Source organism: Paenibacillus sp. FSL W7-1088, assembly GCF_037969855.1.
Classification (GTDB): Bacteria; Bacillota; Bacilli; order Paenibacillales; family Paenibacillaceae; genus Paenibacillus.
On record NZ_CP150216.1, the window covers coordinates 5,184,520 to 5,203,735 of the forward strand.

A 19,216-nucleotide genomic window follows, 5' to 3' on the forward strand; every position below is an offset into this window, starting at 1 on the left:
GTTAACTCATGTTCAGAGATGTTGTGCTGCCCTTACTATACGGGCTTCTTATCTTTTTTGGCGGGATGAAGCTGATGGAAACAGCCTTACAGCGGATGGCCGGGCCCATGTTGGCTGGATGGCTGGGCCGTGCTACCTCTGCTCCCTGGAAAGGCATGGCTTTCAGTGCGGGCGCTACAGCCCTGCTGCAAAGCAGTACCGCCGTCACCGTGCTCACCATTGGACTCGCGAACGCCAGATTAATTAGCTACGGACGCACACTTGGCATTATTCTCGGCACCAACATCGGGACGTGCCTGACCACCGAGCTGGTCGGACTGCAGATCGGACGGGTTTCCCTGCCTCTGCTTGCCTTGTCACTTACAGGCTGGGCCTTCTTAGTTGTGCTTGGTGAACGAAATCAGCTCGCTCCTGAACGCACACGCCGGACGCTGTCTACCATGCAATACATCTTTCTCGCTTCAGCCGGATTTGCCCTCGTTATGACAGGCATTCAAGTGATGCAATCCATTGCCGTACCCCTGCGAAGGTTGGGCGTATTCCAGTGGTTTCTGGATCGCTCAGCCGACAGCTTGTGGTGGGGCTTTCTGGCAGGTGCCTGCCTGACGGCGCTCATTCATAGCAGCGCAGCCGTCATCAGCATGGCGATTACGCTTGCAGCCACAGGCGTACTGCCTGTGGAGATCGGCATCGCCATTGTGATCGGGTCGAACGTAGGGACCTGTATCACCGCCGTGATTGCTGCCGCTGGCGGAGCATCCGCAGGCAAATTTGTCGCAGCCTCCCATGTCGTACTAAACATTGCGGGAGCGCTGCTATTTATGCCGCTGATCGGCCAGCTGCATGCAGCTTCGGCCTGGCTGTCAGCGGATAACGGGGCGCAGATTGCGCACGCCCAGACCCTTTTTAACGTCACCAGTTCACTGCTTGCCTTGCCGTTCTGTTACTTGCCGATTTGGCACAAAAAACCACCGGTCTCCACCCCAGTGGCGAAGTCACCCATGGCCTGATGTTCGAAACTCTCTCACTCTCGACAAAAAGTAGCGATACGTCACTCAATAGAAAACAGCTATACGTTAATGCCTAATTTGTTCAGTGCCACTCGTAAAATGTCATCGTTATTATCGTATCCGCTATGCTGCTGTCTGGACCAAGCTTCTTCCGGAGCGTACCAATCTACACCTTTGATTTCTTCAATCTGAGGCTGCAGATCGCCGCTTTCCGCTTCAACGAGATAATAATGAACTTCCTTGTCCACCGGACCAAACTCAGCATGCTGATACGTATAAGCAATGATATCGACGGGTTCTACAATTCGGCCGACCATGCCTGTCTCTTCCAGAATCTCACGCAGTGCGGTTTGTTCTACCGTTTCTCCAGCTTCCATTTTGCCCTTGGCGAGAGTCGTTTTGCCGTAGCGATCTACAATCAGTTGAATTTGGAGCTTTCCGTCTTCTCCCGTGCGGTAGACGACTCCGCCTGCCGAAATTTCTTTTTTATTCATGCTGCTCTCCCCCATTACGGAATTGACTTCATCTTTTTTGGAAAAAGAAGGACCTCATCTCCACGGGTACGCTCCCCAAGGAAATGAAATCCTTGTTCCTAACGCCTCGATTACATCGCTGCGGACTTGAGATTTTCCTCCAACACACGAACCAACGTAGCCTGGCTTTCATTCACACCCGCTTCGGTCACTTTGACACGGCATACCTTGCCGACCATATCCAGGGAACCATCAAAGACCAACTGAATGTAGTTGTCACTGTAACCGTGCAGTTTACCACTGCCTTCACGGCCCTTGGCTTCACCTTCAGGAATGACATCCAGTACTTGGCCCACAAATTGCTTGGCGTATGCCAGCTGCATTTGCTCGGATAGCTCAATCAGTTCATGCACGCGCGCATTTTTGACTTCCTCATCCACCTGATCCTCCATACGTGCTGCCGGTGTTCCAGTTCGTTTGGAATAGGGGAAAACGTGCATTTCGGAAAATCCGATTTTCTTCATCAGTTCATAGCCATTACGGAACATCTCATCCGTCTCACCCGGGAACCCTACAATAACGTCGGTTGTAATTGCTACATCCGGCATTGCTTCCCGAATGCGAAGCATTTTATTGTAAAACTCTTCGGTCGTATATTTACGGCGCATACGTTTCAATACGGTATCATCGCCTGCTTGCAGCGGAATGTGGAAGTGGCGCACAAGTTTGTCTGAACGTTTAATCACATCCAGCATCCGATCATCAATCTGACTGGCTTCAATCGAACTGATTCGAATACGTTCCAGGCCCTCTACTTTATCCAAGTCCCATAGCAGATCCGTCAGATCATAATTCTCCATGTCATCTCCGTACCCACCGGTATGTATGCCTGTCAGGACAATTTCCTTGTACCCGGCGTGTACGAGTTGATGAGCCTGTTGGATGATGCTGTTTGCTTCCCGGCTGCGGGAAAGTCCACGCGACCACGGAATAATGCAGAACGTACAGAAGTTGTTGCAGCCATCTTGGATTTTCAGAAATGCACGGGTACGATCGGCAAAATCCGGTACGTCCATCTCTTCAAACACCCGCGTTTTCATGATGTTACGCACAGCATTGACGGGTTGACGTGATTCCTGAATTTCATTGACATATGGCAAAATTTTGTCCCGGTCCTGTGTACCGATAACCAGATCCACACCAGGGATGTCCAGAATTTCTGCCGGTGAAGTTTGCGCATAACAGCCTGTAACGGCTACAATCGCATCCGGGTTGCGCCGAATGGCACGACGGATAATCTGGCGGCTCTTTTTGTCGCCGGTATTGGTTACTGTACAAGTATTAATCAAGTATACATCCGCTGTCTGTTCGTCAAAGTCTACCTGATCGTATCCTTCATTTTTGAACAATTGCCAAATCGCCTCTGTATCATAAAAATTAACTTTGCAGCCTAAGGTGTAAAACGCCACGGATGGCATAATTACATTCCCCCCATTTCTCCGGATTCATATAAGACACAAGTTAGCGCCGCCATTCCGGCTGTCTCGGCCCGCAAGATGCGTTTGCCCAGTCCAACGGATACAGCACCCGCCTGATCGGCTTCAATCGTTTCCCTCTCCGAGAATCCGCCCTCAGGTCCAACAACGATCAACACTTCAGCGCTCGCACCAGGTGCAAGCTGCTCCACAAACGGCTTCAATGCGTCTCTTAACTGCTTGCCGTTTTCCTTTTCATAACAATAACATACCAGACTGTAGCCCTCAAAAGAAGATAGCAGCCCTTTCCAGGAAAGTGGCTGCTCAACGGATGGAATGCGGTTCCGATGGCTTTGCTCAGCAGCTTCCTTGGCGATTTTACGCCACCGCTCCAACCGTTTGCCTTCTTTCTTGGCATCATATTGCACAATCGTACGCTCAGACAGGAAAGGAACAAATGAAACCGCTCCGATCTCTGTACATCTTTGGATGACCGTCTCCATCTTATCGCCTTTTGGCAAGCTTTGAGCCACGGTTACACGTATACGCGCTTCATGGTCCATTTCGAGGGGCTCCACAATATTCGCTGTTACTTGCTGGGCTTCGATGCTTTCAATCTCCACCAAAGCTTCTTTGGAGTTTCCGTCACTGACAATCAGTTTATCTCCAGGTTTACCACGCATCACTTTGCCGATATGGCGCGCATCATCACCCGTGATGACCACGGAATGTTCATTAAACTGTTCTGCAGATACAAAATAACGCTGCATTCGTCTATCCACCCATTCTGTCCTGTTATGACTGGAATTCACCCCGCCTGATGGCAGGCATGAATCCAATCGCCACAGATGATCATACAACTTTTATGTCTATCTGACCAGTATTTCAGTCCCATACACCATACGTTTCTAACGATATAAACCGATGATTATCCTTGCCAGATCCACATACATATTCTGGGCAAATTGATATAGAGGTTGAATCGTCGCATTTTGCAATGGTGGAATAACAAGGATCAACAGGAAAATAAATATGGACCATTGCTCCACCCCTTGCAGTTTGCGGCTGATTGAAGGCGGCAGAATATCCTCCAGAATTCGATATCCGTCCAATGGAGGCAACGGAATAAGATTAAAGAGAAAAAGGAAAAAGTTCGTCAAGTTAAATATGGAGAAAAACATGGAGATTGCCGTAAGCAACCGTTCATTCTCAATGCCACCCAATGCCCCCGAACCAACCAGGGACGCATAGATGATCGTACCGATGATCGCGAGCAGCAGATTGCTTAGTGGCCCTGCTGCAGAGACGATAACACCCATCAATCTTGGTTTGTCAAAGTTCGCCCGATTCACTGGAACAGGTCGTGCCCAACCGAATCCAGCAATAACGAGCAATAGCACCCCAAACAAGTCAAAGTGTACGACTGGATTGAGAGTAACCCGGCCCAGCAGCTTGGCCGTCGGATCACCGAATTTGTTGGCAAAATACGCATGAGAAAATTCATGGACCGTAAAAGCAATCAGGATGGTCAGCAGGAAGAACGGCAGCTGATCCAGCGGATAACGAAAGAACGAGTTTAAGTCCATCGGTTACCTCTTTCTCGCCACAAACGCGATCCAGTCCTCATCGCGATGCACCGAACTGATTTCGAAGCCGGAAGCAACGAGCGCATCATGGACAAGCTGCTCTTTATTTTTCCAAATGCCTGAAGTAATATAAATGCCGCCAGACTCAAGCGCATGATAGACATCATCCACAAACAGCATAATAATTTCGGCCAAAATGTTGGCAACGATAACTTTCACCGGGAGCTTCACACCCAGCGCAGGGTCCTGACTGCCCAGAACAGACAACAGATCACTCTCTTTCACCGTAATTTGTTGTCCCAGCCCGTTCAATTCCACATTTTCTTTAGCACTTGCCACCGCAACCGGATCGAGGTCCAGCGCCAGCACATGTTTTGCACCGAGAAGGACAGCTCCTATGGCCAAGATGCCAGAACCTGTACCTACGTCAATCACTTCCTCGCCACCCTGAATGACTGATTCCAGTGTACGCAGACAAAGCGAGGTGGTTGGATGTGTTCCCGTACCAAACGCCATGCCTGGATCGAGCTCAATAATTTTCTCATTCGGGCTTTCCGGCGTATACTCTTCCCATGTCGGTTTAATGGTTAGACGTTCCGAGACACGTACCGGCTTGAAATATTGTTTCCAGGCGTTCGCCCAGTCATTTTCGTCCACTGTTCGCGTCTCAAAACGAACCTCACCCGTTTGGATATCGAATTCGGAAAGTTGCTCGATGCGTGGACTTACTTCAGCTTGCAATGCATCCATGTCCGTACCTTCAGAGAAGTATCCTTTAATGACTGCAAAGCCTTCAGGAATATCATTCAAAGGAAACTCGTATAACTCCCCATACGTCGTATCCCGTTTTTTATTTAAAGTACCGGACTCTTCAATCGAGACCCCTCCAGCACCCGCTTCATGTAAAAAATTCGAAATCATCTCCACAGCTTCTTCTGTGGTATGTATTGTTAGTTCATGCCATAACATACTTCGTTTTTCCTCCTCATTTTTCAAACATCCCAACCATTGTACTACACAAGCGAGCAGGAGTACAAAACCGCGGCAGTAAAAGAAACAGCAAAAACAGGATACCCGCAGCCTGACTGCTCGAATACCCTGTTTTCATTATGACTACACTCGATTAACTTGTTAGCAAAAGCGTCCACCGTTCTGCGTAATCATCTCTGCAGCTTGCGGGAGAGAGTCACTGGATACGGATACGGTCAGCAAGATTTCTTGCTTGGGCTTGCCTTCAGAGCCAGCATCCGGATCGTCATAGACTTGTCCACCCGACAACACCTCGGTCTCATCGCTAATGAGAGAAAGGACATTCAGCTCACCACTGAATCCCCCAATCAGAGCCGTGGCCGAGTTATCCGTGCCCTCAGGTGCTCCCGATTCCACTGAAGACGATGAGTTATTCAAACTCTCAATACTCAATTGGTTTGGGTGCAGCAATTCCAGCGCTCTGCGTGCAGATTCAGCCTCGGACCAACTCGTAAATACCGCTTCGATAATTACTGCAGAGCGATCATCAGTCATGAATCTCCCGACCCTGACGACGATCGGCGGCTTCGCTTCGGCGCAAAGCCTCTATATCTTCATGATCTGCAGCTTCGGCACTGAATTCCACGTCCTCATTTTTGGCGGACTGCATTCGCTTCATCTTTTCCGTTTTCGTCAAAATCTTGCCTGGACGTTCATGTTCTGCCATCGTTATGCTCCTCCTTCAAAATAGGTATCTATATAAAATGAACTAATAATTGTTACACTATACCACTCCGATTGTAGTACCATCCTCCGATCGCAATTATCCCCAGATTTCTTCATCTCCCTTTCTTAAAGGGAGAAATCCGGTGATAGCGTATGCTTCCGAAGTAGCTTTCTTACGAAAGCTTTCAGGCGAACGCTTCGCTTCTTCAGATTGGTTCTACACTCTCCGTTAAAGTGTAATTCTCTGTCCATCTTATATAGATTTGGTGAAACTAGATCATACCGCCGGCTTGTTCGATAATGGATAGAGCGCGATGATGCACTGCCTCGTCAACAACAACGGTCAGTAATACATCTCTGCCTGTCGGACCCTCTTGTCCGCCATCGCTCATACCGCTCGCAGAAGGATCTGCTGCGGCCATGATGCCCGCGCTGGCATTTGTGCCTAGAGCACCTGGTACCCAGGAAGAAAAACTGCCTGATACGCCTGGTGTATAGGATGCTCCACTTGGCCCGACACCCGCATAACGACTGAATCGATTGATAGACAGGTCTTCCACTCGCAATGCCTCCAGTTTTTTGGCTGCTCCTTCCGCTTGCTCCGGGCTATGGAAATACGCCAAAATATTTTTTTCGGTCATCCGATTCACCTGCTTCCCTAGTTTCGGCACATCAGTAAACCACTGAATGCTCATGTCTGGTATCTTTCCGCAACCGTGCCCATATTATGCAAAAAAGGACACCCTGCGGAAAAACCGCTGTGGTGTCCTTTTTAAATAAATGATTACGACTCAGTCTCCACGGAAGGCCCGTTTCACCCGGTCAAAGAAGGATTGCTCATGCTCATGAGTTTGTTCTCCATCCAGCGCAGCGATTTGGCGAAGCAGATCTTTCTGCTCGTCATTCAGCTTGCTAGGCGTAACGACAACGACTTTCACATGCTGATCCCCTTGCCCCATACCGCGCAGGCGTGGTACGCCTTTGCCTTTGAGACGGAAGTACGTTCCTGTTTGTGTACCGGCAGGTACTTTCAGCTTCACTTTCTCGGACAGCGTTGGAATTTCAATCTCATCTCCCAATGCGGCCTGAGCAAAAGTAAGCGGAATTTCGCAATAGATATCATCGCCTTCACGCTCGAAGAAATCATGTGATTTCACACGGATGACAATATACAGATCTCCTGCTGGTCCTCCGCGGAGACCACCTTCACCTTCACCAGTCATACGCAGTTGAGCGCCGTCATCTACACCCGCTGGAATGCGAACATGAATTTTGCGTTGTTTGCGTACTTTACCGCTGCCGCTGCATGTTGTACATTTTTCCTTGATAATTTGTCCCGAACCGTTACAGTTCGAACAAGCACGACGGTTGACCATACGGCCAAACGGTGTATTTTGAACCACTTCCTGTTGACCGCTACCTTGGCAGACGGAACAGGTCTCCGGTTTGGTTCCGGGTTTCGCACCTGAGCCATGACAAGTATCACAGCCTTCGGTACGCGGAATGGTAATGTCGGTTTCCTTACCAAATACTGCTTCCTTGAACTCAATCGTCATGGTGTATTGCAGATCGTTCCCCCGTTGCGGAGCATTTGGATCACGTCGTCCACCACCACCGCCAAAGAACATATCGAAGATGTCGCCAAAGCCGCCGCCGCCAAAATCGCCACCGCCGCCGAATCCGCCCTGATTTGGATCAATATGACCGTATTGATCATACTGTGCCCGCTTCTGGCTATCACTGACCACATCATAAGCTTCTTTAACTTCCTTAAACTTGGCTTCCGCGTCAGCAGCCTTGTTTACGTCAGGGTGATACTGACGGGCAAGCTTGCGGTATGCCTTTTTGATTTCCTCGTCGCTGGCATTTTTGCCGACGCCAAGTACCTCATAATAATCACGTTTTTCAGCCACTCTTCCACCCCCATATCATTCACCTTATCGCACATCGTGACAAAAGGAAAGCCAAAGCGCGGGAGCCCCGGCTATGACTTTCCCTTCAATCCGAACGTCACCGATGTTTAATTCACTAAGAATCGTGAATTAGTTTTGTTTTTTATCTTCATCCACAACTTCGTAATCAGCGTCTACGACGTTGTCACGTTTTGCAGAACCTTGTTGCTCTTCAGCACCTTGAGCTGCTTGCTCTTGCGCTTGTGCTTGCTCATACAGTTTTACGGACAGTTGTTGAACGATCTCTGTCAGTTCTTCTGTAGCGGCTTTGATGTCTTCCAGATTGTCGGAAGCCAGAACGCCTTGCAGTTTTTCTTTTGCAGCATTCGCTTTTTCAACTTCACCAGCGTCTGCTTTTTCGCCAAGATCTTTGATCGTTTTGTCAACAGAGTAGATCAGTTGATCTGCGCTGTTTTTCGCTTCAACGAGTTCTTTGCGTTTTTTATCTTCTTCCGCATGCAACTCAGCATCTTTCATCATTTGTTCAACTTCAGCATCGCTCAGACCGCTGGAAGAAGTGATGGTGATTTTTTGAGTTTTGTTTGTACCTTTGTCTGTTGCAGATACGTTAACGATACCGTTGGCATCAATATCGAAGCTAACTTCGATTTGTGGCACGCCACGTGGAGCTGGAGGAATATCTCCCAGCATGAAGCGACCGAGGGATTTGTTACCCGCTGCCATCTCGCGCTCCCCTTGCAGAACGTGAATCTCAACGCTCGGTTGGTTGTCTGCATAAGTGGAGAATACTTGGGATTTGCTTGTAGGGATCGTGGTGTTGCGCTCGATCATCTTCGTGAATACGCCACCCGCAGTTTCAATACCCAGGGACAATGGAGTTACGTCAAGCAATACAACGTCTTTCACGTCACCTGTCAGTACGCCCGCTTGTACAGCAGCACCCAAAGCTACAACTTCATCCGGGTTAACACCTTTGTGAGGCTCTTTACCTGTCAGTTTTTTGATGGCTTCCTGTACTGCAGGAATACGTGTGGAACCACCAACCAAGACGATCTTGTCGATATCGTTAGCTGTCATTCCAGCATCGCTCAGTGCACGACGAGTTGGTTCAAGCGTACGCTCAACCAGACCAGCAGAGATTTCTTCGAATTTCGCACGGCTCAGGTTCAACTCCAAATGTTGAGGAACGCCATCAGCCACAGTAATAAACGGCAGAGAAATGGTTGTAGTCAATACGCCGGAAAGTTCTTTTTTCGCTTTTTCCGCTGCATCTTTCAAACGTTGAACCGCTGCTTTATCTTTGCTCAAGTCAATGCCTTGATCTTTTTTGAACTCACTTACAAGATAATCAATGATTACTTGGTCGAAGTCATCGCCACCCAGTTGGTTATCACCACTCGTTGCTTTAACTTCGAAGAAGCCGTCACCCAGTTCAAGGATGGATACGTCGAATGTACCGCCACCCAAGTCATATACGAGAATCGTTTGGTCTTCGGATTTCTCCATACCGTAGGCCAAAGCTGCTGCTGTTGGCTCGTTGACGATACGCAGAACTTCCAGACCTGCGATTTTACCTGCATCCTTAGTTGCTTGGCGCTGGCTGTCATTGAAGTAAGCTGGTACTGTGATAACCGCTTGAGTTACCGTTTGACCCAGATACGCTTCAGCATCGGATTTCAGTTTTTGCAAGATGATTGCAGAGATCTCTTGTGGAGAGTAATCTTTGTTATCGATTGTTTCTTTGTGGGATGTACCCATATGACGTTTGATCGAGATGATTGTACGATCCGGATTTGTGATCGCTTGACGTTTAGCCGTTTCACCGACAACGCGTTCTCCATCTTTTTTGAAACCCACAACGGATGGGGTTGTACGTGCGCCTTCCGGATTTGGAATAACGACAGCCTCGCCGCCTTCCATAACCGCTACGCATGAGTTTGTTGTTCCTAAGTCAATACCGATTACTTTGCTCATCGGAAAATTTCCTCCCTCGACAATTTAAATGGATCAGATTGATCCTTATTTGTATTTGTTGTTCCTAATCGTGCTCTATGTGTGTACTAACCTTTATATTAAACTTCGCTGGCATCGTACAATCAAGAGTGAACTCAATTCATTCTGTAATCGAAATTATGAGCTAACTTTGACCATAGCCGGACGAAGTACTTTATCCTTCAGCATATAACCTTTTTGGACTTCCTCAACAACGGTACCTTCTTCATACTCGTCGCTCTCCACTGACATGATCGCCTGGTGGAATTCAGGGTTAAACGGTTGTCCTACCGTATCCATTGACGTCAGCCCTTCATTGTTCAGCACAGTCTCCAGCTGACGGAAGATCATTTCGATGCCTTTGGAGAAGGACTCGACTTCCGTACCTTCCGGTACAGTAGCCATGGCACGCTCGAAGTTATCAATAACCGGCACCAATTCGGTGACCAGCTTCATCGAAGCATATTTCGCCAGTTCTTCTTTTTCTTTCTGTGTACGACGACGGAAGTTATCAAAATCAGCTTGCGCACGGACAAAACGTTGTTGATGTTCCTCAGCTTCCGCCTTCAAACGTGCGATCTCATCTTGCTCCTGATCTGTCATCTCTTCCGCCTGTGCTTCTGCAGCTCCGGCTTCGTTGACAGGCTCCTGCTCCGCTGCTGTAGTGGATTGCTGTTCCTGTTCTTCTGCTGCGAATGATTGCTCCTCTTTCAAGATGTTCACCTCCTTATAAGAATGAAATGGTTCATTCCCTTATTTGAAGCGATGCGTTAGCATGGCCGTCAAATCACGGGATAATGTATTTAAAATATGAATGACACGTGCGTAATCCATTCGCGTAGGTCCCAAAATCCCGATGGAGCCCAAAGCCTCTCCATCCAATGAATAGGATGCCGTTATCAGGCTGCAATTGGCGAAGGCTTCATGATCATTCTCGGTGCCTATTCGCACCTGAATACCAGATCCACCCTGCACGGGCATCATCAATTTCATGAGTGTTGGTGTCTCATCCAGCAGGTCAAGAATATCTTTTACCTTTTCAATATCTCTAAACTCTGGCTGGGTCAACATATTGGTGGCACCACTAAGGAACAGACGATTGTCATGCTCGTTGTCAAAGGCACTGTTCAGCACCTGCATGACTTCCTCATAACGTGTAATATGCCGTTCCATCTCTTGCCCAAGCTCGGTGTAGAGACGAGATTTTAATTTGTAAATCGGCACGCCGACCAGCTTGCTGTTTAATAAACGAACTACATTCTCCATCTCCGCTACCGAAATTTCGGGTGGAATCTGAACTGTCTTGTTCTCCACCTGACCCGTGTTCGTTACGATGATGGCAACAGCCTCGTTTTCATTAAGCGGAAGCAGTTGAAAATGACGAAGTGACGTGTGAAAAACTTCCGGCCCAAGCAGGATCGAAGTATAATTTGTCATATGAGATAAAATGACTGAGGCATGTTGAATAACTTGTTCCATCACGTTCAGCTTTTCTGCGAAAAATGACTTCAGATCGTCCAGCTCTTGCGGCTCAACCTGATTCCAGGGAACCAAATGATCGACATAATATCGATAGCCTTTGTGTGAAGGAATGCGTCCTGCCGAAGTATGCGGCTGTTCCAGAAAGCCCATATCTTCGAGGTCCGCCATTTCATTACGGATCGTCGCCGGACTGTATCCAACATCTCCCCTTTTGGAAATGCTCCGGGACCCTACGGGCTCAGCTGAACGGATATAGTCATCCACTATAGCGTTCAGAATCATTCGTTGACGCTCTGTTAACATGGTGAGTATTCCCTCCTTCTGACTGTACTGTCCCATGTCGTTAGCACTCCGGTTAGATGAGTGCTAAGCGGTAATACAAAAATACCAAAATGACGTGATCATTGTCAAGTCAGTTTGATGAGTACGTTCATCTATTTATAGTATAGACCAATGTCTCCAAGACATAACAACTTTACTGTACATCTCATGAATTAAAAAGAACCGCAGGTGAGATAGAGTATACTCGGCTCAATCCATACGGTTCATTCATTTATCAGGCTGAAATATTCAACTCTTTCAATACAGCAATCTCATCACAGCAATCCTGCTTGCTGCAATGTACACAGTCGGTCCATACTTTTTCCGGGAAAATCTCCTTGTTCACCACGGCAAAACCGTTTTTGAGAAAAAAGGACACCTCATATGTCAACGCCATGACCTTGGGAATTTGCTGTTTCTCCGCTTCCTCTACCAACCGATCCAGCAGCAGTGAGCCAATCCCCATGCCTTTGTGACCTTCGGAGATACCAAGCGATCTGACTTCCACCAGATCATTCCCCAGACGGCAGAGAGATCCACAGCCTACAACCTGACCATTCACTTCCGCTACAACAAAGTGCTCCAGCTGCCGTTGCAGTACTTCCCTTGAACGCGGAAGCATGATCCCACGCTCTGCATAGCCCTTAATCATTTCAAATAATGGTTCAACATCTTCCGGTACGGCTTTTCTGCATATGGCCGACATCCAGCTCTCCCCCTATAAGAAGCTTTCCAGAGGAAAGCCGACTTCGTAGTTGTATAAATCACACGCTCTGTAAAATCAATATGAATAAATATACAACAGAGCGTATAGAATTTCAAGCTACGAATTCAGCGATATAGACCCGATAAACTCGGCAAAAACGTCATTTCCGAACAGGATGCCCTGTTCACTAAGCCGGAAGCCGTCTGGCGTCTTCTCCAGCAGTCCTGCATTCAGCATTTTGCCCAAAGGCTTCGCAAACACTTCCTCCATAGGCTCCCCGAACTGATCGCTAAACCGTGAGGATGAAGCACCTTCCAACATTCTCAACCCAACCATCAGATAATCTTCCATGGCCTCGGCGCGGCTGATCTCAAAATGATCGAGACGCGGCAGACCTCCTTTGGAAGCTTCAACATACGGGTTTATACCTTTTATATTCATATGGCGTTCGCGGCCTACATATCCATGAGCACCTGCACCCAGACCGTAGTAGTCCTCATTACGCCAGTACGTGATATTGTGACGGCTCTCGAAGCCGGGTTTGGCAAAGTTACTGATCTCGTATTGTCCGTAACCTGCTTCTTTCATTCGCTTCATTAATAGAAGATACATTTGCAACTCGTCGTCTTCATGAGGAAGCGGTAGCTGGTTCTTCTGATACAACGTATGGAAAAGCGTATTCTCTTCCACCTTCAGGCTGTATATGGAGTAATGAGGCAAATCCAGTTCCAGCGCTTTGTCGATACTCTCGTTCAGCATCTCGACAGTCTGGTTTGGCAAACCAAACATCAGGTCTATGGACAAGTTATGCAATCCAGCTGCTCGTGCATTTTCCAAACTGCGGTATACATCATCTGTATTATGAATCCGGCCAATACCTGTTAGCAGATCATTTTGAAAAGCCTGTACACCAAAGCTGACGCGGTTCACTCCGCCTTCTTTCATAACGGCGAGCTTCTCCGCATCTGTTGTGCCCGGGTTAGCTTCCATTGAAAACTCAATATCGTCTGCCCAATTCGGGAAATAGGTCTTAACGGACTTCAGGAATACGGCCATTTCGTCCGGTTTCAGTGCAGTCGGCGTGCCGCCGCCCACAAATATGGTTTTGATTTCTCCCGGCGGATTCGCTTTAACTGTATGTTCCATCTCCCGTTCCAGCGCTTCAAGGTACTGCATAACCGGCTGGTCCTTCAATACGTAGGAGTTAAAATCGCAGTAGAAACATTTATTTGTACAAAAGGGAATGTGAAGATACACCGCTTGGGGTGCACCTGTTTTCCGGCTGTGTGCTGCCAATGTCATGGCAAGGTCCCCCTCTATTTGAAAAAAGGAAAGCCATCCGGCTTCCCTTTCAGCTTGGTTTATTGGTTATTCTGTGTTGTACCTAGTTTGCAAAGCAAACGTCTTTAATCTAGTTTGAATACACACATTCTGTGCTGTACCTCAAAAAATCGTTCATCCTTTCATACACAAATTATTGATGTACCGAAAGGCCTCACTTGACGTTTGCAAGCAAACTCTTTTTAAACGCATTCTCCGATACACAAAATTTGATGTATTAGGAGATTGCGTTCTTAATCATCAATTTTCAGCACCGCCATGAACGCTTCCTGCGGCACCTCTACGTTACCAACCTGCTTCATCCGCTTCTTACCTTCCTTCTGCTTCTCAAGCAGCTTCCGTTTACGCGAGATGTCACCGCCATAACACTTGGCAAGTACGTTTTTACGCATTGCTTTTACCGTTTCACGAGCTACAACTTTGGTACCCACAGATGCCTGGATCGGCACCTCGAACATTTGCCGTGGAATCAGCTCACGCAGCTTCTCACAGATAATGCGGCCGCGGTTATACGCACGATCACGGTGAACGATGAAGGACAAGGCATCGACTTGCTCACCATTAAGCAAGATATCCATTTTCGCCAGATTGGACTGACGATAACCGGACAGCTCGTAGTCAAAGGATGCATATCCTTTGGTGCTTGATTTCAACTGGTCGAAGAAGTCATATACAATCTCGGACAACGGGATCTCATACGTAATGGTAACCCGAGTTGTGTCCAAATATTCCATATTCACATATTCACCGCGTTTATTCTGACAAAGCTCCATAATAGTACCCACATAATCATTCGGTACGATAATTGAAGCTTTAACATACGGTTCCTCAACAAAATCAATTCTGCCCACCTCAGGATAGTTGGATGGGTTATCAATTTGCATAACTTCACCATTGGTCAACGTCACGTGGTAAATTACGCTTGGTGCCGTTGTGATCAATGGAATGTTGAACTCACGCTCAATCCGTTCCTGGATAACATCCATGTGAAGCAACCCAAGGAATCCGCAACGGAATCCAAAACCGAGTGCACTGGAAGTCTCCGGCTCAAAGCTGAGCGATGCATCGTTCAACTGCAATTTCTCCAACGCTTCACGCAGATCAACATAATCCGATGTTTCAATCGGATAGAGACCGCAGTATACCATTGGATTAATTTTGCGGTAGCCAGGCAAAGGTTCAGGTGTTGGATTTTTGGCATCTGTCACGGTATCCCCGACTTGTGTATCACCTACATGCCGGATACCTGCTACGATAAATCCAACATCACCGACGTTCAGCTCGTCCACGATGGTCATGCGAGGTTTGAACGCTCCAACTTCAATGACTTCAAACGTTTTGCCTGTTGCCATCATTTTGATTTTGGAACCTGATTTAATCTTGCCGTCTACAACACGTACGTAAACAATTACGCCTTTGTACGGGTCATAGTGAGAGTCAAAAATCAGCGCTTTCAAAGGCTGGTCAGGATCACCTTGTGGAGCTGGAACACTTAGCACCACTTGCTCGAGAATTTCTTTGATACCAATTCCCGCTTTGGCTGAAGCCAATACCGCATTACTTGTATCCAATCCAATGACATCTTCCACTTCCTGTTTAACCCGATCCGGGTCAGCACTTGGAAGGTCAATCTTGTTAATTACCGGTAAAATTTCAAGATCATTATCTAATGCCAGGTACACGTTAGCCAGCGTCTGGGCTTCAATACCCTGAGCCGCATCCACAACCAGCAAAGCACCTTCGCATGCAGCAAGGCTGCGTGATACTTCATACGTGAAGTCTACGTGTCCAGGCGTATCAATCAGATTCAACAGATACTCTTCGCCGTCATCGGCTTTGTAAGTCAGCGCTACCGCCTGCAGCTTGATCGTAATTCCACGTTCGCGTTCAAGTTCCATTTGGTCCAATACTTGTTCTTGCATTTCACGTGTAGTTAGCGCACCTGTGTACTCCAAGATCCGGTCCGCAAGTGTTGATTTGCCGTGATCTATATGTGCAATAATTGAAAAGTTACGAATTTTACGTTGTCTTGTCCGAATGTCAGTCATTCCTTACCCCCAGAAACAGCCTAGTGTCAATCACTTCATTATAACAGTTGATGCAGGGTGCATCAATCCCGCGTTGCCTCAACTTTATAATTATCGTCACAATTACGAACTCCCAAGGGTATATTTTGCCTATATTTCATAGCCTTTTATTCAGCGACTCCGCTAAATAAGGATACTACCCACTTCATTCCGTTATGGGACAGATTTTGAAGAAGACCTGCCGTTTTGTCAGCCAGCACGTCGACCGGCGCTTTGCTCTGCTCTGCGCCAAGCACCTGACTCGGTGACAGAACAGGTACCGTTGGAGGTTCTTTAACCTCCTGTTGTACAGGCGCGGTCTGAACAGACTCGGCAGCCGGTGACACCGGCTCCGTTTTCACCACTGCAGGGTTGCCGGTCGAATCATCGCCCCTATTAAAGTTGCTGCCTGCCAGCTGCATTCCAAACAGAACACCCAGCAACATTAATACACAGATGGAAAACAATCTTTTGCCGAATCTGGACACATTCCTCGCCTCCTGTTATATATCTTCGATTCTGCTATTCTTCCCTATCAGGAATACTAGCCATTAGCCACCTTGTGACGTCTTTTCCACACTCGCTTTGTCCACCTTCTGATCATCCCAATACACCTCTGCAATCATGTCAGCGAGTACTTTGGATGTCCGCTCCAGTTCAGCAGCTGTATTGTCGATGCCGCCAATCTCAATCAATATGCTGTTGGGAGAAAGCGTTTGGTTGTATTCGCCATTGTTGGCCCCGCCGCCGTCCTTACCCCAGACGCCCCGAGACACCCCTGGATATTTCGCTTCCAGTTTCTTATGAATTTTGGCCGCAAAGGCTTCATTCTGCTGCCAGTTTGGATTTTCATGTCCTATAATAAAATATACTTTGGCATAACCCAGATTATTAATGGTTGTCGTTGTTTTGTTATGACGCTGAGAGTCACGGTGGATATCGATGAGATACGTAAGATCGTCATTTTGAGCAAGTGCAGCTTTCACCGTCTGACGGGAGTATTTATAGGAATAATTCCAGTTATAATCCTTGACCTTGGTTGGATAATCTTCTTGCGCATGTTCCACCCCAATCCCCAGCTTCTCCAAACTGTCGGACAAGTAGGTTCCCACTTGAAAAACATTACCAGTCGATTTCCCAGAGGAAGGATTGTCACTCTTCGTGCCCAAGAGAGGATTGTATCCTTCACGTGGATGGGAATGATAAACAAGAATCGCTTTTTTCCCTGTCGTTGGTTTGCTAGGTTCATCTTTACCGCCACTCTTCGGTGGGGGATCACCCTTTACTTCGCCATCACCCGAATCCTGCGGATCGGATGGATCGGTATCATCCTGACCTGGTGGGATATGCTGCTCACCACCTGATTTCCCTCCGCCTGCCGAGGCCGTATCAATGAGTCCAGGACCCGGCTGATAATCTTCTGGAGCTTCAGCTTTTTCATTTCCCGACCCCGGTCGCAGCAGTACGGGTTGATTGGAACCCATGCCAGGCATTTCTCTAGCGATCAGGCTTTTCGGGTCTTGCGGATTCACATTCGTCAGCAGTTGAAATACAAACGAAGTCAGATTTTCACCAGAAAATGCAGATGCTTGTTCCTTCTGAGTTAGATGCGGCATTTCCATGCCGAGCATGTCCACAAAAAAGCTGCTTGATACGGCTCCCGCAAATCCTTTCATAGAAGAAACGGGGGAGCTATTCAAACGCTTCTCTGCCATGCCCCCTAGACCGAGTACAACAAAAAATAAGGCAGATATGATCATAAGCAACAACAACGTACGGCCCATGGCCAGCACGTGCAAACATCTCTTTTTCCATTTACCAATATTCCAGGCCAATATTTTGTTCATTGCTTCTGTCTCCTTCCCTGCTGGACAACGCTTATACTTCAACTCTATGAGCCTGCCAGATTTGATAGAACAGGAAAAAGAAGATTGCACAAAAAAAGAAAGTCCGATAGATTCGGACCTTCTTCAAAGAAGTCTTAAGCATTTAAATTTCAAAAGTTAATTAATGGGTGTAAGCAGCTACATTCTCAGCATTTACCGCATCATGGAGCGCGGCATTTAGACCTGTTGCAATAATATTGGCAATATCTTCGACAAATTCATCGATTTCTTTGGGGGTAACAATCAGATCATGTCCTAGCGGCTCCAGTACCTCTTTTACCAAACTGAGACGGTCATTTTCGCCGATATCGTCCAGCATGCCCATAATCTGCTTCGTTTGATCAGTCTCTTGCCGAAAATGAGTACGCATCATTTCAATAACGTTATTCACGATGGTCGACGCATAACATACAGTAGGCACACCGATGGCAATGCAGGGAACACCCAATATTTCACGTGTCAGTCCTCGTCGCTTGTTTCCAATGCCTGAGCCAGGATGAATGCCGATGTCTGCCACCTGAATCGTTGTATTAACTCGTTCGAGGGAGCGTGAAGCTAGCGCATCAATCGCAATAATTGCATCCGGCTTCGTCCGATCCACAATCGCTTGTACGATGTCACTGGATTCTATGCCCGTTGTACCCAGCACTCCTGGCGCAATGGCACTGACTTCCCGATAACCGGGTGCAACCTGATCCGGTACCAGCTCAAAATACTGACGGGTAACCATCAGATTCTCCACGACAAGTGGCCCAAGTGAATCAGGCGTGACGTTCAGGTTGCCCAAACCGACGATCAGCACCTTGGATGTCTTGTTAATTCCCGCCTTGGCCAAAAAATCTTCCATCTCCCGCGTGAATTCTGCCGCCACCCGTTCCTGAAGATCGGTATCCCCGTTACGAAGCGATGGAACCTCCAAGGTGACATAGTGCCCCTTCACACGTCCAATCGCTGTAGCGGCTGCATCATTAAGTACATCAATACGTGTGATGGTGATTCCGTCTTTCTCTTCCACATCTTCCCGCAGCCCGGGAATCGTCTGTTTCTGCCCGCCCTGAGCCATCTCCTTGGAGTCAATTGCCAAGTCGGTACGAACTGCATAATTTTGCAAATCCAGTGTCATCTGTCCCTGCCTCCCTTACCGCATTTGAGCATATTGTGTGGGAAAATGGTGAGCTTTATGCAGCGCTATCGAACATCATAGGAAAATCTGTTGCAATTTGCATGCCAGCGTGCTAGAATATTTTAAGTTGTGAAACGTTTGTATTCA

General features: G+C 47.6%; 19 protein-coding genes and 1 riboswitch. Of the genes, 1 reads left to right on the forward strand and 18 read right to left on the reverse strand.

Features of this window, described 5'->3' with window-relative positions:
* Positions 1-620: 620 nt before the first annotated feature.
* Positions 621-704, reverse strand: a riboswitch (Fluoride riboswitch).
* On the forward strand, positions 678-1,010 hold the full coding sequence (locus MKY42_RS23395) for a Na/Pi symporter (RefSeq protein ID WP_256222181.1): 333 nt from the start codon (positions 678-680) through the stop codon (positions 1,008-1,010). Its footprint overlaps the riboswitch before it by 27 nt.
* A 59-nt stretch (positions 1,011-1,069) precedes the next feature.
* Here MKY42_RS23395 and MKY42_RS23400 read toward each other — a convergent pair whose 3' ends face one another.
* From MKY42_RS23400 to gpr, 18 genes are all read right to left on the reverse strand, one after another.
* Positions 1,070-1,504, reverse strand: coding sequence for an NUDIX domain-containing protein (locus MKY42_RS23400; RefSeq protein ID WP_090901655.1), 435 nt, complete (start codon positions 1,502-1,504; stop codon positions 1,070-1,072).
* A gap of 110 nt (positions 1,505-1,614) precedes the next feature.
* On the reverse strand, positions 1,615-2,961 hold the full coding sequence (gene mtaB, locus MKY42_RS23405; protein ID WP_090901658.1) for a tRNA (N(6)-L-threonylcarbamoyladenosine(37)-C(2))-methylthiotransferase MtaB: 1,347 nt from the start codon (positions 2,959-2,961) through the stop codon (positions 1,615-1,617).
* Positions 2,962-2,963: 2 nt separating this feature from the next.
* Complete coding sequence (locus tag MKY42_RS23410) at positions 2,964-3,728, reverse strand: 16S rRNA (uracil(1498)-N(3))-methyltransferase (RefSeq protein WP_063567294.1); 765 nt, start codon at positions 3,726-3,728, stop codon at positions 2,964-2,966.
* A gap of 138 nt (positions 3,729-3,866) precedes the next feature.
* Positions 3,867-4,544, reverse strand: a complete 678-nt coding sequence (locus MKY42_RS23415) for a site-2 protease family protein (RefSeq protein WP_090901661.1) — start codon at positions 4,542-4,544, stop codon at positions 3,867-3,869.
* A 3-nt stretch (positions 4,545-4,547) separates the two neighbouring features.
* Positions 4,548-5,513, reverse strand: coding sequence for a 50S ribosomal protein L11 methyltransferase (prmA, locus tag MKY42_RS23420; protein WP_339845044.1), 966 nt, complete (start codon positions 5,511-5,513; stop codon positions 4,548-4,550).
* 162 nt (positions 5,514-5,675) lie between these two features.
* Positions 5,676-6,068, reverse strand: coding sequence for a hypothetical protein (locus MKY42_RS23425; protein ID WP_090901667.1), 393 nt, complete (start codon positions 6,066-6,068; stop codon positions 5,676-5,678).
* A complete protein-coding gene (locus tag MKY42_RS23430) occupies positions 6,061-6,240 on the reverse strand; it encodes a YfhD family protein (RefSeq protein WP_024628492.1) in 180 nt (59 codons plus the stop codon). The genes MKY42_RS23425 and MKY42_RS23430 overlap by 8 nt, the downstream gene beginning before the upstream one ends.
* Positions 6,241-6,511: 271 nt before the next feature.
* The gene (locus MKY42_RS23435) at positions 6,512-6,880 is read right to left on the reverse strand and encodes a hypothetical protein (protein ID WP_063567301.1); all 369 of its coding nucleotides are present in this window, start codon (positions 6,878-6,880) and stop codon (positions 6,512-6,514) included.
* Positions 6,881-7,030: 150 nt separating this feature from the next.
* A complete protein-coding gene (dnaJ, locus tag MKY42_RS23440; protein WP_090901669.1) occupies positions 7,031-8,152 on the reverse strand; it encodes a molecular chaperone DnaJ in 1,122 nt (373 codons plus the stop codon).
* A 129-nt stretch (positions 8,153-8,281) separates the two neighbouring features.
* Entirely contained in the window at positions 8,282-10,126 is a 1,845-nt protein-coding gene (gene dnaK / locus MKY42_RS23445) for a molecular chaperone DnaK (protein WP_179263715.1), read from the reverse strand.
* 156 nt (positions 10,127-10,282) lie between these two features.
* Positions 10,283-10,858: a nucleotide exchange factor GrpE gene (grpE, locus tag MKY42_RS23450; RefSeq protein ID WP_090901672.1), complete on the reverse strand. Its 576-nt coding sequence runs from the start codon at positions 10,856-10,858 to the stop codon at positions 10,283-10,285.
* 39 nt (positions 10,859-10,897) lie between these two features.
* Positions 10,898-11,929: a heat-inducible transcriptional repressor HrcA gene (hrcA, locus tag MKY42_RS23455; RefSeq protein ID WP_090901675.1), complete on the reverse strand. Its 1,032-nt coding sequence runs from the start codon at positions 11,927-11,929 to the stop codon at positions 10,898-10,900.
* 253 nt (positions 11,930-12,182) lie between these two features.
* A complete protein-coding gene (locus MKY42_RS23460; RefSeq protein WP_063567287.1) occupies positions 12,183-12,653 on the reverse strand; it encodes an N-acetyltransferase in 471 nt (156 codons plus the stop codon).
* Positions 12,654-12,770: 117 nt separating this feature from the next.
* Positions 12,771-13,955 carry a radical SAM family heme chaperone HemW gene (hemW, locus tag MKY42_RS23465; RefSeq protein WP_024628499.1) on the reverse strand — a complete coding sequence of 395 codons (1,185 nt, stop codon included), beginning with the start codon at positions 13,953-13,955 and terminating at the stop codon, positions 12,771-12,773.
* 272 nt (positions 13,956-14,227) lie between these two features.
* Positions 14,228-16,042, reverse strand: coding sequence for a translation elongation factor 4 (gene lepA / locus MKY42_RS23470; RefSeq protein WP_339845053.1), 1,815 nt, complete (start codon positions 16,040-16,042; stop codon positions 14,228-14,230).
* A gap of 146 nt (positions 16,043-16,188) precedes the next feature.
* Positions 16,189-16,548: a hypothetical protein gene (locus MKY42_RS23475; RefSeq protein ID WP_179263710.1), complete on the reverse strand. Its 360-nt coding sequence runs from the start codon at positions 16,546-16,548 to the stop codon at positions 16,189-16,191.
* A gap of 63 nt (positions 16,549-16,611) precedes the next feature.
* The gene (locus MKY42_RS23480; protein ID WP_109998774.1) at positions 16,612-17,907 is read right to left on the reverse strand and encodes a stage II sporulation protein P; all 1,296 of its coding nucleotides are present in this window, start codon (positions 17,905-17,907) and stop codon (positions 16,612-16,614) included.
* A gap of 160 nt (positions 17,908-18,067) precedes the next feature.
* Positions 18,068-19,069 carry a GPR endopeptidase gene (gpr, locus tag MKY42_RS23485; RefSeq protein ID WP_090901691.1) on the reverse strand — a complete coding sequence of 334 codons (1,002 nt, stop codon included), beginning with the start codon at positions 19,067-19,069 and terminating at the stop codon, positions 18,068-18,070.
* Positions 19,070-19,216: the final 147 nt, after the last annotated feature.

Coding starts and splice junctions, on each gene's coding strand:
- dnaK (WP_179263715.1), bottom strand. CDS start 10,126: ATGAGCAAAGTAATCGGTATTGACTTAGGAACAACAAACTCATGCGTA.
- MKY42_RS23415 (WP_090901661.1), bottom strand. CDS start 4,544: ATGGACTTAAACTCGTTCTTTCGTTATCCGCTGGATCAGCTGCCGTTC.
- MKY42_RS23480 (WP_109998774.1), bottom strand. CDS start 17,907: ATGAACAAAATATTGGCCTGGAATATTGGTAAATGGAAAAAGAGATGT.
- hemW (WP_024628499.1), bottom strand. CDS start 13,955: ATGACATTGGCAGCACACAGCCGGAAAACAGGTGCACCCCAAGCGGTG.
- MKY42_RS23425 (WP_090901667.1), bottom strand. CDS start 6,068: ATGACTGATGATCGCTCTGCAGTAATTATCGAAGCGGTATTTACGAGT.
- hrcA (WP_090901675.1), bottom strand. CDS start 11,929: ATGTTAACAGAGCGTCAACGAATGATTCTGAACGCTATAGTGGATGAC.
- MKY42_RS23400 (WP_090901655.1), bottom strand. CDS start 1,504: ATGAATAAAAAAGAAATTTCGGCAGGCGGAGTCGTCTACCGCACGGGA.
- lepA (WP_339845053.1), bottom strand. CDS start 16,042: ATGACTGACATTCGGACAAGACAACGTAAAATTCGTAACTTTTCAATT.
- MKY42_RS23410 (WP_063567294.1), bottom strand. CDS start 3,728: ATGCAGCGTTATTTTGTATCTGCAGAACAGTTTAATGAACATTCCGTG.
- MKY42_RS23460 (WP_063567287.1), bottom strand. CDS start 12,653: ATGTCGGCCATATGCAGAAAAGCCGTACCGGAAGATGTTGAACCATTA.
- mtaB (WP_090901658.1), bottom strand. CDS start 2,961: ATGCCATCCGTGGCGTTTTACACCTTAGGCTGCAAAGTTAATTTTTAT.
- MKY42_RS23435 (WP_063567301.1), bottom strand. CDS start 6,880: ATGACCGAAAAAAATATTTTGGCGTATTTCCATAGCCCGGAGCAAGCG.
- prmA (WP_339845044.1), bottom strand. CDS start 5,513: ATGTTATGGCATGAACTAACAATACATACCACAGAAGAAGCTGTGGAG.
- MKY42_RS23430 (WP_024628492.1), bottom strand. CDS start 6,240: ATGGCAGAACATGAACGTCCAGGCAAGATTTTGACGAAAACGGAAAAG.
- gpr (WP_090901691.1), bottom strand. CDS start 19,069: ATGACACTGGATTTGCAAAATTATGCAGTTCGTACCGACTTGGCAATT.